The organism is Rhodanobacter sp. Root561 (assembly GCF_001427365.1).
Taxonomy (GTDB): Bacteria; Pseudomonadota; Gammaproteobacteria; order Xanthomonadales; family Rhodanobacteraceae; genus Rhodanobacter.
This window is the reverse complement of record NZ_LMGH01000001.1, coordinates 582,460-596,667: the sequence shown is the minus strand read 5'-3', so window position 1 is coordinate 596,667 and position 14,208 is coordinate 582,460. Positions and strand designations below refer to the sequence as shown.

The window sequence follows — 14,208 nt, the reverse complement described above, 5'->3', positions numbered from 1 at the left end:
CTTTTGCGAACATAGCTTTCCGCAGACCAACGGCCGCTTTGGCACGTCATGTTGCCCTGAGCCACGGCTTTCGTCACGGGCAGCCGCTACCGCGGCAATGGCATACTCGGGTTTTCCGGCCCGAGAGTTTCTCCATGCGACTTCTTCCCGCCTTCGCCTTCGGCGCATTGATCCTGCCGCTGGCCGCTTACGCCAACGATCCGAATTCCTACGCCCAGCCCGACCAGGTGCGGGTGACCCATCTGGATCTGGACCTCACGATCGACTTTCCGCACAAGCAGCTCGACGGCCAGGCCACGCTGAAGCTTGACTGGAAGAATCCCGAGGCGCAGTCGCTGGTGCTGGACACGCGCGATCTGAAGATCGCCAGCATCGAGGCGCTGGGCAAGGACGGCAAGGCCACGCCGCTGAAGTACGCACTGGCCCCGCGCGACAAGCAGCTCGGCAGCAAGCTGACGATCACCGCGCCGAAGCATCCGGCGCAGGTGCGCATCGTCTACACCACCGCGCCGACCGCCACCGGCCTGCAGTGGCTGACCCCGGCGCAGACGGCGGACAAGAAGCTGCCCTTCATGTTCTCGCAGTCCGAGTCGATCCACGCCCGTTCGTGGGTGCCGCTGCAGGATTCGCCGGCGATCCGCTTCACCTACGACGCCCGCGTGAAGGCGCCGAAGGACGTGCGCGTGGTGATGAGCGCGATCAACGACGCGAAGCATCCGCTGGACGGCGACTTCAAGTTCGACCAGCCGCATCCGATCCCGTCCTACCTGCTGGCGATCGGCGCCGGCGACATCGCGGTGAAGGAAACCGGACCGCGTTCGGCCGTCTATGCCGAACCGTCGGTGCTCGACAAGGCCGCGCATGAATTCGAGGACACCGAGAAGCTGATCGCCACCACCGAACAGCTGTACGGCCCGTATGCCTGGGGCCGCTACGACATCCTGGTGCTGCCGCCGTCGTTCCCGTACGGCGGCATGGAAAACCCCAACATGACGTTCGCCACGCCGACCGTGCTGGTCGGCGACAAGAGCCTGGTCTCGCTGGTCTCGCACGAGCTGGCGCACTCGTGGTCGGGCAACCTGGTGACGTCCGCCGCGTGGCGCGACATCTGGCTCAACGAGGGTTTCACCACCTACGTGCAGGGCCGCATCACCGAGGCGGTGTACGGCAAGCCGCTGGCCGACGAGGAGGCGCTGCTGTCGGCGCGCGCGCTGCAGAAGGGCATCGGCGAGATGCCCGCCAACTCGCAGAAGCTGGCGCCCGATCCGCGCGGCGTGGGCGCCGACGATTCGCTGTCCGACGTGGCCTACGACAAAGGCTCGTGGTTCCTGCGCACGCTGGAGCAGCGCTTCGGTCGCGAGAACTTCGACAACTACCTCAAGGGCTATTTCGCCCACTTCGCCTGGCACAGCATCACCACCGAGCAGATGCTCGACTACATGAAGCCGAACCTGATCGAGAAGTATCCCGGCAAGATGAGCTGGGACGAGGTGAAGGCCTGGGTCTACGGCGAAGGCATCCCGAAGGATGCGCCGCTGCCCGAGTCCCCGCGCTTCAACGCGATCGACAAGGAGCGCAGCGACTTCCTCGCCGGCTCGCTGGCCGCCGGCTCGCTCGATGCGAAGGGCTGGAACACGCAGGAGTGGATGTACTTCCTCGACCGCCTGCCCGACGCGCCGCCGCTGGCGAAGATGCAGGAACTGGACGCCGCCTGGCATCTCACCGGCACGCCGAACGCGGAAATCGGCATGCGCTGGTACAGCCACGCGATCGCCGCCGGCGACAGGGCCGTGTGGAACGCCGCCGCCGAACACATGACCCGGATCGGCCGCATGTACCTCACCACGCCGCTGTACCGGGCCTTCGTGAAAACGCCCGAAGGGCTGGCCTATGCCGAGCAGGTCTACGCGAAGGCGAAGGACGGCTACCACCCGCTGACCCAGCAGGTGGTGGAGAACATCATCGCCAAGGCGAAGAAGGCGAAGCAGCCAGGCTGACCCCACCCCAACCCTCCCCTGCGGAGCAGGGGAGGGAGTCATTCCCGCCACGACCGACACGACCCCCATGCAGCCATCGACAAACACCGCCACCCCGCTCTGGAAACGCATGCTGCTGCGCCGGCTGAAATTCCTGGCGTGGCTGGTCGCGTTGCTGGTGATCGTGCTGGGCGGCAGCTACCTGTTCGCGCCGCAATGGCTGCTGCAGGCGAACATCAAGCGCGAGGCGATGGCGGCACACCTGGAGACGCATTCGGTGCAGGCGGGCGATACGCGCTGGGTCTACGACGAAGGCGGCGAGGGTCCCACCATCGTGCTGCTGCACGGTTTTGCCGCGGATCGCAGCGTGTGGCTGAAGATGGCGAAGGAGCTCACGCCGCACTTCCACCTGATCATCCCCGACCTGCCCGGCTGGGGCGATTCCTCGCGCGACAGCGCCGCCAGCTACACCGTCGAGGCGCAGGCGGCGCGGCTGGACCGTTTCGTCGGCACGCTGGGCCTGCAGCGTTTCGTGCTGGTCGGCCACTCGATGGGCGGCGCGATCGCCGCGGTATACGCCAGCGAACATCCAGAACACGTGGCCAGCCTGGCGCTGGTCGACGCGTTCGGGCTGAAGGGCAAGCAGAATGCGTTCGACCGCGAGGCACTGGCCGGCAGGAACCCGTTCGTCTACGACGATCGCGCCGGTTTCGAGCGTGCCACCTCTGTGGCGTTCGAGCAGCCGCTCGACCTGCCGGGGCGCTTCGTCGACGTCATGGTCAAGCGCAACCAGCGCAACCGGGCGTTCATCGAACGCAACTTCAATACGCTGCGCGATCCGTCGGAATATCTTTCCGTGCAGAACCGGCTGGGCCAGCTGGGCATGCCGGTGCTGGGCTTGTGGTGCCACGACGACCGCATCGTCGACATCTCCGCGCTGGACAGCCTGCGCAACGGCCTGAGTGCCTCCAGCGCGATCAGCAGCAGCACCATCAACGGGTGCAACCACATGCCGATGCTGGAAAAGCCCGAGCAGACCGCGCAGATCCTCACCGGCTTCGCCCTGTCGCACTGACCGGACGGCGGGTGTCGGCGGCCCGGGAATACTGAATAGACACCGTTAATGCGGCCTGGTTGTCGTGAATTGCGCGTGACAACATGGGAGAATGCCGTTATCGCGCCGCATTCCGGCGTATCCATGCGTGGCAAGGGAACAATGCAACGACCGATGAACCAAAGCCTCTGGCGCACCGGCGTGGATGCCATCGTGCGAATGTCCTCGACCCGGACCAACTACTGGGCCGAGGTGGCGATCGACAGCGCGTTGTGCCTGCTGCTGCTGGTACTCGGCTGGCAGCAACACGACGGCGGCGCGGTCACCGCGCTGCTGGCGCTGGGGCTGGGCCTGTTCGCCTTCAGCTTCATCGAATACCTCTTCCATCGCTGGCTGTTCCACACGCGCATCCCGCTGTTCACCCAGGGCCACGACCTGCACCATGCCCGGCCGCTGGGCTACGACTCGCTGCCGTTCTTCCTGCCGCCGGTGGTGTTGCTGCTCCTCGCCGGCGTGTTCGTGGCGGTCATGCCGACCGGCTTCGCCCTGCTGCTGGCCAGTTCGATCACCTTCGGCTACATCCTGTACGGCCTCAGCCATTTCATCATCCACCACGTGCGCTTCAAGCAGCCGCTGCTGCGCCGCTGGGCCGGGGCACACCACGTGCACCACTACCACCCCGACACCAATTTCGGGGTGACCTCGTCGCTGTGGGACGTGCTGCTGGGCACCAAGTACGTGCGCCAGCCCAGGAAGGGCTGAACGCGCGGGAGCTTCCCCGTTGGTTTTTCCGCTTGCCCGGAGCACGCCGTGGCGAGGGGGATCGAGCGCTCCGGAACGTCGGCCTTCAGAAAACGCCGGGGATCAGCGCCTTCACCCGTCGCATGTAGTCGGTGTAGGCCGCGCCGAACTGCTCGCGCATCCAGCGCTCCTCCAGGCGCAGCTTGTACCAGAACGACACCGCCACGATGGCGAACGCGAGCAGGCCGCGCCATTCGCCCAGCGCCACTGCCGTGCCCAGGAAGGCCAGCAGCAGGCCGGTGTAGATCGGATGGCGCGCCAGCCCGTAAGGGCCGCTTTCGATCAGCTCGTGGTCCTGCTTGACCTGCACCACGGCGCTCCAGTTGTTGCCCAGCACGTGGCGCGCCCAGCAGGCAAACAGCAGCCCCGCCGCCGTCATCAGCGTACCCAGCGCCACGACCCAGCCGGCCGCGGGCACGAAGCGCGCCGCCAGCACGCTGCCTTCGTACAGGCGGCCCGGCTCCAGCAGCAGCGCCGCCAGCAGCAGCGGCAGCCAGTATTTGAGGAAGCGTGACCCGGCCGGCTCCGTGCGTCGGGTGTCCTTGACCTTGCGTGCGCTCCAGATCCAGTACGCCACGAAGAGAATCCACAACGCATTGAGCACGCTCTGGGTCGGGAATGGCATGGTCTGCTCCACGAAGTGTCGGTTGCCGCGTTGTCGGCGGGCCGGGATGATCAAGGTATCCGCTGCAGCCCGCAAGGCGGCCCGCGCCGAAAGCCGGCTCAGTCGGCCACGTCGTCGACCAGGCGGTCGAGTTCGGCCTTGAGGATCGCGCCGTGCTGGCGCAGCCAGTCACGCTGCTCGCGCCAGCCGGGCAACAGGTTTTCCACCTGGGCCCAGAACCGCGGCGAGTGGTTGCGCACCTTCAGGTGACACAGCTCGTGCACCAGCACGTAGCGCAGCGCCGCCGGTGGCGCCAGCGCCAGCGCCAGGTCGAGGTTGATGCGGTCGCGCGTATCCAGGCTGCCCCACAGGCTTTTCATCGGACGGATGCGCAGTGACGTGGGCGCCAGCCCCAGCAGCGGCACGTACGCGGCCAGCCAGCGCGAGACATCGCGGCGGATCAGCGATTCCAGGTGCGAGGCCAACAGGCCGCGGGCGATCGGCAGCGCGCGGGTGTGCGGGCGCGGAATCACCAGGGTAAGCCCGTCGCCATGCGCCTCGATCCGCGGATACGGACCTTCCGCCCAGTCCAGCGCCGCCGTCTCGCCGCGCAGCGGGAAGTTGCAGGGATAGCCCACCCGCAGCGGCGGGAGCGGCTCGACGATCAGGTTCAGCTCATCGAGCTTCTGCTCCAGCCACTCGGCATGGTTGCGCAGGAAGGCGTTGACCTGGGCCGGATGGGTGCCGACCGGATAGGTCACCCGCGCGCCCTGCGGCGTGATGGTCAGTCGCAGGCGGCGCGCACGCGGATGGGCGGACTTCAGCACCCGGATCAGGCTGCCGCCCACCGTGGCCAGTTCCAGCCAGTCGCCTTCCAGATGCTGCGCCATGATCCTGCCTGCTCTTGCCTGGGCTCATGTAGATCGAACGGGGAACCCCGTCGCCGGAAAGCGACGGGGTTGCCAGTATGGCGCGGGCGCGGGTGAAACGGGTATGGATATTTCGTTCAGCTATCGGCCGGGCGCGGCAGGCCGAACCACTCTTCCAGCTTGCCCAGCAGGCGCTCCAGTTCCAGTGTCAGCAGGGCGAAACTGGCGTCCAGTTCGGCCTGGGCGTCCTGCTGGCTGTCGCCCATCTCGTCCATCACCACGTCGAGGAACTTCAGCTTGCGGATGATCAGGTCCTCGCCCAGCACGAAGCTGATCCGCTCATCGAAGGTGAGACCGAGCATGAACACCTGCTTGCCGTTGCGCAGGTGCTCCTTGACCTCTTCGGCGTCCAGATCCTGACGGCGGCAGCGGGCGATCGCGCCGGTGGCGGTGGCCGGGTCGCGCAGCTCGCACTCGTCGCCCAGCGCCAGCCCGGCCGGCAGGTTGCCGGTGGCCAGCCAGTCGGTCATCAGCACCCGCGGGCCTTCCTCCGGCGCCAGCGGCACCGCGGGGAAGCTGCCCAGCGCCTCGCGTACCTGGCTCAGCGCGTTCTCGGCCGACTTGCGGCTGGAGGTGTCCAGCACCAGCCAGCCGTTCTTCTTGTCGACATAGGCCGACATCCGCGACTGCCGCACGAAGGCGCGCGGCAGCAGTTCGTTGAGCAGGTCTTCCTTGATCCGCTTGCGCTCGCGGCCGCCGACCTTGCGACCCTCTTCCTCGGCGATCTTCTGCACCTTGCGATGCAGCTCGTCGTTGATCACCGCGGCCGGCAGCAGCTTGTCCTCGCCGCCCACGGTGAGCAGGGTGCATTTCTTCACCGAATGCGTGAGCGGCTCGCCCTCGCCGCGCCCGACCGGCGGCACGAAACCCTTGGTGAACATTTCCAGCGGCCCGCACGGGCGCAGGCGATGCTCGGCCAGCGCCTCGTCGAGGCGGTCGAGATCAGTGGCAACGGCGGGGGAAAAACGGAACAGGGTGAGATTGCGGAAGAAGACGTTGCTGCCTGTGGCCATGCATGAAAACTCGGTAGTTGAAGGGCACGCAGCCGGAGCAGGTCGCGTCCGGCGCAGACCCTCCGATGAGATGCGGAAGTCCGCGCGAAGGATGCCGACGCCTCGCGGCCGCCATGCTGACCCCGAACTATAGCAGCGAGGGTGCCGACCGGCCGGAGCCGGTCACTCGCGCGACGAACGGCCGCCTTCGCGGCGGCGGCCCGGCATCGCGGGCGCGAGCAGGCGGGCGTCGTCGAAGTAGGAGACCCGCAACTGCAGTCCCCGTGGCGAGTAGCCGATGAAGGTGGTGCCGGAATGCGGGTCGCAGGCGTGGACGTAACGCGCCGCGAGCAGGGCACTCTCCAGCTCCACCAGCACGCCGAGGGCCTCGGGAATGGCGAGCTGCCCCTCATGGGCCTGCAGGATGTCGCAGGCACGCCTGAAGAACGGCACGGTCTGCCGCTGGCCGCGAAACCCCGGCGCGAAGAACTGGCGATAGAAGTACATCGGCTGGCGCAGCCGTGGCAGGGTCCGGATGACGGCGGTGCCCACGGCGCAAATCGCGCCGTTCGCGTCGCGGCCGATGCATACCGCCTGCTGCCCGCGCGTGGCCGCACTGGCCGGATCGGCAATCGCGCCGGTCTGCGCCCACAGGCCGGACAGCTCGGCGATCAGTTCGGGCGAGACATTCCGCCAGACCGGAACGATCTCGAAGGAGGGATCGGTATTCGGGTGGCCGTCCGCGGATGGGTGCGACATGGCCAGTCCCTACTTCGCCGCCGGCGCCGGCCGCAGCGCGGCCAGCCGGCGGATCGCGGCCACGTACTCGGCGAAGTTCAGCGATCCGTTGCCGTCGGCGTCGAACGTGGCCAGCGGCGGAGCGGCTGCACCCGCGCGCCTGACCAGCATCAGCCTGGCGTATTCGCTGGCGTCGATGGAGCCACCATGATCGGCATCGACCCGCCCGAACTGTTCGCGCAAGCGGATTTCGAGGGTCATCAGCCGCTGCACGGCGGCGTATCCCGCCGCGAACTCCTGCGGCGACAATGCGCCGTCCTTGTTGGCGTCCACCGCGTGGAAGATCGACGCCGCCGTCGTCGCTGGCGGCGCCAGCGGGACGGTGGTGGCGTCGCCTGCCGCGGCGGTGGACGCGGCGGACGTGGCCGCACTGGCTGCGCACAGCACCAGGGCGGTCGCCACCGTACCGGGAAGCTTGCCCAGGCTCATGGAGCGGCCTCCGCGCCTTCGAGCTCGGACTCGAAGGTGATCAGCTCGCGGATCTCCGCCGTGCGCAGGCCGACCACCATCGCATTGCGCACCTTGGGCAGGAAGCAGATGTCGAAGATCTCGCTGATGTCGCCCTCGAAGCGGATCCAGTTCAGCACGTCGCCGTTGCCCAGCGAGACGATCTGCACGCCGCACCAGGGATCGGCGTCGCGCTGGCGCAGTTCCTCGTCGAGCTGCAACCCTTCGAAGCGCTGGTTGCGCGGCTTGGAAAGCCCGATGGCGGCGACGTTGCCGATGATCGACAGGCCCCGCGCAAAACCGGGCACGAAGGCCAGTGGCACGAATTTCCGTTCCGCGAAATCGACCCAGCCGATGTGGCCGGTGCCGGCGTTGAGCAACCACAACTTGCCATTGGCCCAGCGCGGCGAGTGCGGCATCGACAGGCCTTCGCAGACGATCTCGTTGGTGGTGATGTCGATCACCACGCCGCCGTCATGGCGCCGGTCGCGCCAGCCGTCGACACTGTCGCTGCGGCATACCGCCGTCACGTACCGCGGCTCGCCATCGACCATGGCCAGGCCGTTGAGGTGGCAGCGATCCTCCGGCGCCAGCTTGCTGACGAAATCCGGCTTCCAGATCGCCTTGAAGCTGTGGGTCTGGCTGAGTTCCGCCAGGCACGAATAGCGCGTGTTGACGAACACCACCTTGCCGTTCCTGCGGATGCCCAGCTCGTGGATGTCCAGATCGCCGATGGTCTGTGCGTTGCGCGGCACGTAGCACTTGTCGAACTGCTGGTGGATCGACTCGCCCGGGCGCAACACGTTCTCGAAGCGCCACAGCTGATAGAGGCCGCCGAGGTAGAGCCGCTGGGCGTTGCCGACGATGCCCATCGCCCGCTCGAAGATGCGCTCGAAAAACGACACGCGTCCCTTGGGATCGCTGCCGACCAGATACAGGCGCCCGCTCTGGTAGGACGATATCGCCAGCGAAAGCTTGTTGCCGGCGAGCCAGCTGGCGAGGCCGCGCGAACAGCTCTTCTCCACTTTCAGATTAATCAGGTCGAGCGCCGGCTTGCCCGCTGGCGGCGGTGGCGTCGGCACGGCGGCGGCCACGGGCCCGGCATCCACTGTCTGCAGCACCGCTCCGTTGTCGTTCTCGTCGATGGATTCCGGGCTGCCCTGCCCCGGGATGGCTTTCTTGACCACGATTGCTACTCCTCACGTCCGCCCCGGCTGTCGGGGCGGACCAAAAAAACTGCGCAGCCGGAGGTGTCCGGCCTTACCAGCTGTAACGCACGGCCAACTGGCCACCCAGAACGTTCTGCAGCGCGCCGCCATCGGTCCAGTTCACGCCACCGGTGAGCGACAGGCCGCCCCGACGCGCACCCAGACCCAGCTCGACCATCGCGCTGGTGCCCCGGGTGCTGGTGGAACCCAGCAGGCCGCCGTTGATCGCGTAGCTGTGGCTGCCCCTGAATTCGCGCACGGCATTGACCGAGCCATAAGGGGTCCAGCTGAAGCGCGTGCCCTGGATGGTCTTGTCGAAAGCCAGGCCGGCGCGGCCCCGCGACGACACGCCACCGTGATCGACGAAATCCGACTGCTGCAGGTCCAGCGACGAGATGCCGTCGATGCGGGTGCGGGTGTACTGCAGTTGGGGCATGACATGGACACCGGCCAGGGTCCACGCGGTGACGCCGGCCTCGACGTTGAAGACCGCCGCGTCGGCATCCGTGGTGGTGGCGACCATCCCCGAGCGCAGGTGCGCCTTGATGCCGGTCCAGCGCTGCGAAACGTCGAAGTAGAAACTGTTGTCCGCCATCCACGTGCCGTACAAGCCGAACGTCCTGCCATCCAGGCGATCGGAGCCGCCGCCCTCGGCCATGCGCTGGCTGCCATCGGACTTGCCGATCAGCACGCCTGCCGACAGATGGTCGGACAGGCGCGTATCGAGCCCGAACTCCAGGCCCCGATTGGTCTGGTGGAACGCGGCGCTGCCACTGGCGCCGAAATTGCTGCGGCTTCCCGGGCGGATGTCGCCGCTGTCGGAGAACGTGCGCACCCACGGCGCCAGCCCGCGCTTGCCCTGCTCCGGCACCACGCCCATGCGTTGACGCCAGGTGCCCACTTCCGCATTGACCAGGCTCTGCGCACCCGGCGTCAGGGCGGACGCCAGTGAACCGGCAGCGTTGAGGCCGGTGACGTCCATCACCAGCGATGTCGTGCCACCGGCCGTCTTCAGGCCGAAATCCAGCGCAACAAAACCCCGGGCCTGCGATTGCGTCTGGCCCAGCGTGAAGCTTCCGCCCAGGGTGCCGCTCGCGGTGACCAGCGGAATGTCGACCGTGGGCGTGGTCGGCATGTCGATCAGGTTCACGTTGATGACCTGGCGGGTCGAATCGATCACGTTGCCATCGACGTACAGGCGGTCGCCGGTCTGGTGCAGCCCGCTGACGTCGACATCGAGCGAGCCCTGGCCGGCGAAATCGCCTGCCACGGTCAGCACGTCGTCCGGCGCGCCATCCACGAAGCTGATCACGCCGTTGTTGGACACCGGAAACGGGTTGTCCATGTCGATCAGGTTGGTGGCGCCGGACACGCTGATCGTGCCGAAGTTGTCGAACGTGTTGCCGTTGACGTATCCGCCGAGGCTGATCGAGGAGTCGGCCATGAACAACGTGCCGCGATTCACCACGTGGTCGTCGCCCGCCCCGAAATCGGAGCTGCCGATGGCCTGCCAGCTGGCGCCGGCCGCGTTGTCGAAGCGGTCATCGAGGTCGCCGGTGACGACCGCGCCGACCATCGAGCCCTGGTTGGCGATCGTGGCCGTCGCACCGATGCCGGAGGAGACTGCGATCCGCTTGCCGTCACCGTAGGCAGCGATGCTGCCGGTATTGGTCAGCACGTTGGCGCCGCGGGCATCCATCGACACCGCGGTGGCGGTGGCATCCGCACCGTAGGCGGCTGCGCCGATCGTTCCGCCGTTGTCGATGCGGATGCCCGCATCCTTCCAGCCGACCGATTCGATGCCGATGGCGGTGGCCATGATCGTGCCCGTCGCCTTGGCCAGGATGCTGCCCTGGTTTTCGATCGTCGCGGCGAACTGGCCGTTGTCGGCGTTGCCGTAGGCACCGGCGGCGAACACGCCGCTGGCACTGGCCGTCCCGCCGGATGCGATCGCCTCGAAGCTGCCGCTGTTCTGCACCGTCGAGTAGCCGTAGACGCTGTTGGTCAAGCCACCGACGGCGCGTGCGTCATCGGCGTCGGCGCTGGCGCCGATGTGCCCGCTGTTGGTGATGCCCGAAACGAAGGCACCGAGCACCGAGGCCCCGTAGCTCTGTCCGCTGCCACCGTGCGCGGTGGCCACCGCCATGATCCCGCCGCTGTTGTCGAGCGAAGCCGTGCCGGCGTCGGGGGTGAACGTGGGGTTGGAATAGTCGCAATAGCCGTTCTCGTCGCAGTCCACGTGGTACTGCTGGTGCAGCGCAAACGCGTAGCTGCCGACCGCGAAAGCGTGGCCGTGGTCGGACCTGGCGGTCGACTGGATGCTTCCGGCATTGGACGTGCCCGAATCGTAGTGCGACAGCACATAGGTTCCGAACGAGTTTGCGTAGCCGAAGTCGGCGGCGGCAGCCGCTTCGATGTCGCCGACGTTGACCACCTCGCCGGTCTGGATCGAGGAATAGGCACCGACGGCGCTGCCCCAGGCACTGGCCAGGCTGCGACCTTCGTTCGCGCCGCCGTCGGCGGTGACGACCGCGTGCGAGACGATGCTGCCGGCGTTGTAGGTGACGCCGTGATCGGTGCCGAAGACATGGGTGCCGAAGGCAACCGCGCGCCCACCGTACTGGTCGCTGGCCAGGCTGGCGGTGCTGGCGGAGGCCACGATGCTGGCTCCCGCATCGTTGGCGACATGGGTGTAGTACTTGCCGCGCCCCATCACGCCGTAGGCGCCGACGATGCCCAGCTCGCTTTCGGCCACGGCGGAAATGTCGCCGGCGTTCTCGACCGTGGCGGCGTACTTGGCATACGTGCTCACGCCGGTCGCGCCCGCGCCGGCATTGAAGAAGGTGATGCCGTTTTCGGCCACCGCGTGGGCCGCGATGTCGCCGTGGTTCACCACGGACACGTTGCCCCGGTAGTTGGCGATGGCGTCGACGGCCAAGGCGCGGCTGGCGCCGTAGTAGCCATGCACGCCGTCGGTATAGGCGTGTGCGCGGGCGTATGCGCTGATGTTGCCGTCGTTGGCCACGGCGACACCGTAGAGTCCGCCGGCTTCGACCGCCACCGCGCCGACGCCGCCGAACAGGGTGGCCTCGGCCGTGGCGGCGATGGTGGCGCCCGCGGCATTGTCGACCGTGGAAGTCGATCCGAAAGTCTTCAGCGCGGTCGCGGCGACGATGCCGCCAACGAGGGACGCGTCGGCTTCGATGCTGCCGTCATTGCTGATGCCGGCTTCACCGCCGCCATAGGCGAATCCGTACACCTGGGCGCCGGTGGCATACGCGGTGGCAAGCGACACGTAGGGAACGCCGCGCCCCGCCTGCGACGTGGCGCTGATGTCGCCGTGATTGACGATCATCGCCGTGCTTCCGCTGTGCGCGTACGCACCGATGGTCACCGAGTTGCCTGCGCCCGACTGGGCGCTGCTCGCGATCGAACCGTCGTTGTCGATCTGTGCCTGGCCGTAGCCGTAGGAACCGGACTGGGCGATGGCGCCCCACGCCGACGCATAGCCCTGGCCGGTGACGGCCGAGGCGCCGACGTCGCCCGTGTTGGTCACCAGCGCTTCGCCGTAGCCGGCGGGATTCACCGCGCGCACGCCAATCGCCTTGGCCACCAGGAAGCCGCCGGTGTCGTCGATGTCGGCCAGCGCGGAGCTGGTGACGGAAACCGAACCGCTGTTGTCGACGATCGCGTCGTAAATCGTTGCAAACGTGTAGACGCCCACCGCCACCGCTTCATATTGACCGTAAGGCGCCACGGTGCCGGACGCCGTCACGATGATCTGGCCGGCGTTGGTGGTGGCCGCCTCGAAATACGACTGGTTGACCACGCCGGCGGCGGTCGCCTGGGCGCCGGACGCCGTGGCGGAAATCGTCCCCAGGTTGGTGGCGTAGGCGTTGTAGATGCCGATCGAGTTGACCCCGGTGGCATCGGCCACGCCGGCATAGGCGGACGCCTGGGCCGAGAGGTCCCCGGTGTTGTAGAAGGACGCCGAGCCCGAGTGGCCGTAGGCATACGTACCGGTGGCGCTGGCTGCGCCACCTACCGCCTTGGCCGTGGCGCTCACGTCGCCATAGCTGTTGATCGCCGTGTTGGTGCCCTCGGCGTGCAGGCCGGTGGCCTTCGCGACGCCGGCGGCGCCGGCGGTGGCCGTGGCGCTGGCGTTGCCATCGTTGAAGATGCTCGCCACCGCAGCGACCACCAGGTCGCCGGTGGCCTGCGCGTAGCCGCCGATGCCCGCCACGGCGCTGGCGTCGACGTCACCGCCACTGATCAGCAGGCCGACACCGCTGTAGCCTTCGACCACGGCGCCATACGCCTGCGCGGAGCCAACATCGCTCTTCGCGCTGGCGGTGATGCTGCCGTCATTGTGCAGCGTGCTGACATCGCCGCCCACGACATAGGCGCCGACCGCTACCGCCACGCCATAAGCGGCGTGGGCGGTGGCAGCGATCGTGCCCGGCGCGTCGTTGTAGAGGTAGGACAAATGATTCGAGCGGTTGCTTGCACCGTAGGCGACCGCATCGCCCGTCGCCGCGTCGGCATCGGCATCGACGTCACCGCTGTTGTCGAGCGTGCTGCTGTAGTCGCCGAAAGCGTCGATGCCGATGGCGCTGGCGTAGCCGCTGACCTGGACGCTGCCGCTGTTCTGGACGTTTGCGTAGCCATAGCTGACCGCCGACGCGACGATGCCGCTGGCATCGCCGTGGGTCGAGTCGGCGTTGATCACGCCTTCGTTGCTGATGGCGAGCTGGCCGTAATAGCCAAGGCTGGTTGCCGCGATTGCGGTAGCACTGCCGTCGTAGGCACTGGCGCCGATCACGGCCCCGGCAAGATTGTCGAACTGGACGCTGCCATAGTCGGAGAACACGCTGGCGCCGATGACGTCATGACCGCCGTCGGCGTCACTCGCGAGCACGCTGCCGCCGTTGACGACGGTGACGTCGTGAACGCCGCCGATGTCCATCGCTTCGGCATCATCGGCGGTGACCGCCGTGCCGATGCTGCCGTAGTTGGACACCCGGGTCGTGGCATCGGAACCGTAGGCATGAATGCCGTCGGCGCCCCCGGTCTGGATGCCGCTGCCGGCATTGACCATGATGGAAATGTCACCGGCCCACGCCGCGTCGATGCCGATGTAGCCGGCGTCCGGATGCACGCTGCTCGGCAGCTGGTCACCCAGCACGACCGTCAGGTCGACCGGCGGGATGAAACCGGCATCGGGAATCGGCTGGCTGAAATCGCCGTTGCAGGCATACGTGTTGCTGACGGCGTCGTAGCTGCAGGTGCCGGTATCGGCAGCCCAGCTGGCGGTGGGCGCAAACAGGGTCAGCATGGTGGCCGATACGGCCAGGGCCGCGCGAATCGCGCGACTGATGGGGGCAACAGGGTGGCTGGCA

General features: G+C 67.5%; 10 protein-coding genes. 3 read left to right on the top strand and 7 right to left on the bottom strand.

The features are described from left to right. The first annotated feature begins 134 nt into the window (after positions 1–134). From ASD55_RS02445 to ASD55_RS02435, 3 genes are all read left to right on the top strand, one after another. Positions 135–1,997, top strand: a complete 1,863-nt coding sequence (locus ASD55_RS02445) for a M1 family metallopeptidase (RefSeq protein ID WP_056763474.1) — start codon at positions 135–137, stop codon at positions 1,995–1,997. A gap of 109 nt (positions 1,998–2,106) precedes the next feature. Continuing rightward, positions 2,107–3,051, top strand: a complete 945-nt coding sequence (locus ASD55_RS02440; RefSeq protein WP_056763472.1) for an alpha/beta hydrolase — start codon at positions 2,107–2,109, stop codon at positions 3,049–3,051. A gap of 153 nt (positions 3,052–3,204) precedes the next feature. Then, positions 3,205–3,792 (top strand): sterol desaturase family protein, encoded by a 588-nt coding sequence (locus ASD55_RS02435; RefSeq protein WP_056713603.1) that lies wholly within the window; start codon positions 3,205–3,207, stop codon positions 3,790–3,792. 85 nt (positions 3,793–3,877) lie between these two features. On the opposite strand, the gene ASD55_RS02430 is transcribed toward ASD55_RS02435, so the two are convergent. The 7 genes from ASD55_RS02430 to ASD55_RS02400 all read right to left on the bottom strand — a co-directional run bounded on the left by ASD55_RS02430 (position 3,878) and on the right by ASD55_RS02400 (position 14,144). Then, on the bottom strand, positions 3,878–4,456 hold the full coding sequence (locus ASD55_RS02430) for an isoprenylcysteine carboxylmethyltransferase family protein (RefSeq protein WP_056713600.1): 579 nt from the start codon (positions 4,454–4,456) through the stop codon (positions 3,878–3,880). A 98-nt stretch (positions 4,457–4,554) separates the two neighbouring features. Further along, positions 4,555–5,325: a SprT family zinc-dependent metalloprotease gene (locus ASD55_RS02425; RefSeq protein WP_056713596.1), complete on the bottom strand. Its 771-nt coding sequence runs from the start codon at positions 5,323–5,325 to the stop codon at positions 4,555–4,557. Between the two features lie 116 nt (positions 5,326–5,441). Next, positions 5,442–6,377 carry a recombination-associated protein RdgC gene (locus tag ASD55_RS02420; RefSeq protein WP_056763470.1) on the bottom strand — a complete coding sequence of 312 codons (936 nt, stop codon included), beginning with the start codon at positions 6,375–6,377 and terminating at the stop codon, positions 5,442–5,444. Between the two features lie 162 nt (positions 6,378–6,539). Then, positions 6,540–7,115, bottom strand: a complete 576-nt coding sequence (locus ASD55_RS02415) for a hypothetical protein (protein ID WP_056763468.1) — start codon at positions 7,113–7,115, stop codon at positions 6,540–6,542. A 9-nt stretch (positions 7,116–7,124) separates the two neighbouring features. After that, positions 7,125–7,583: an EF-hand domain-containing protein gene (locus tag ASD55_RS02410; RefSeq protein WP_056763465.1), complete on the bottom strand. Its 459-nt coding sequence runs from the start codon at positions 7,581–7,583 to the stop codon at positions 7,125–7,127. Beyond that, complete coding sequence (locus ASD55_RS02405) at positions 7,580–8,788, bottom strand: TIGR03032 family protein (protein ID WP_056763463.1); 1,209 nt, start codon at positions 8,786–8,788, stop codon at positions 7,580–7,582. The genes ASD55_RS02410 and ASD55_RS02405 overlap by 4 nt, the downstream gene beginning before the upstream one ends. A 73-nt stretch (positions 8,789–8,861) precedes the next feature. Then, on the bottom strand, positions 8,862–14,144 hold the full coding sequence (locus ASD55_RS02400) for an autotransporter outer membrane beta-barrel domain-containing protein (protein WP_056763462.1): 5,283 nt from the start codon (positions 14,142–14,144) through the stop codon (positions 8,862–8,864). Between the last annotated feature and the right edge of the window lie 64 nt (positions 14,145–14,208).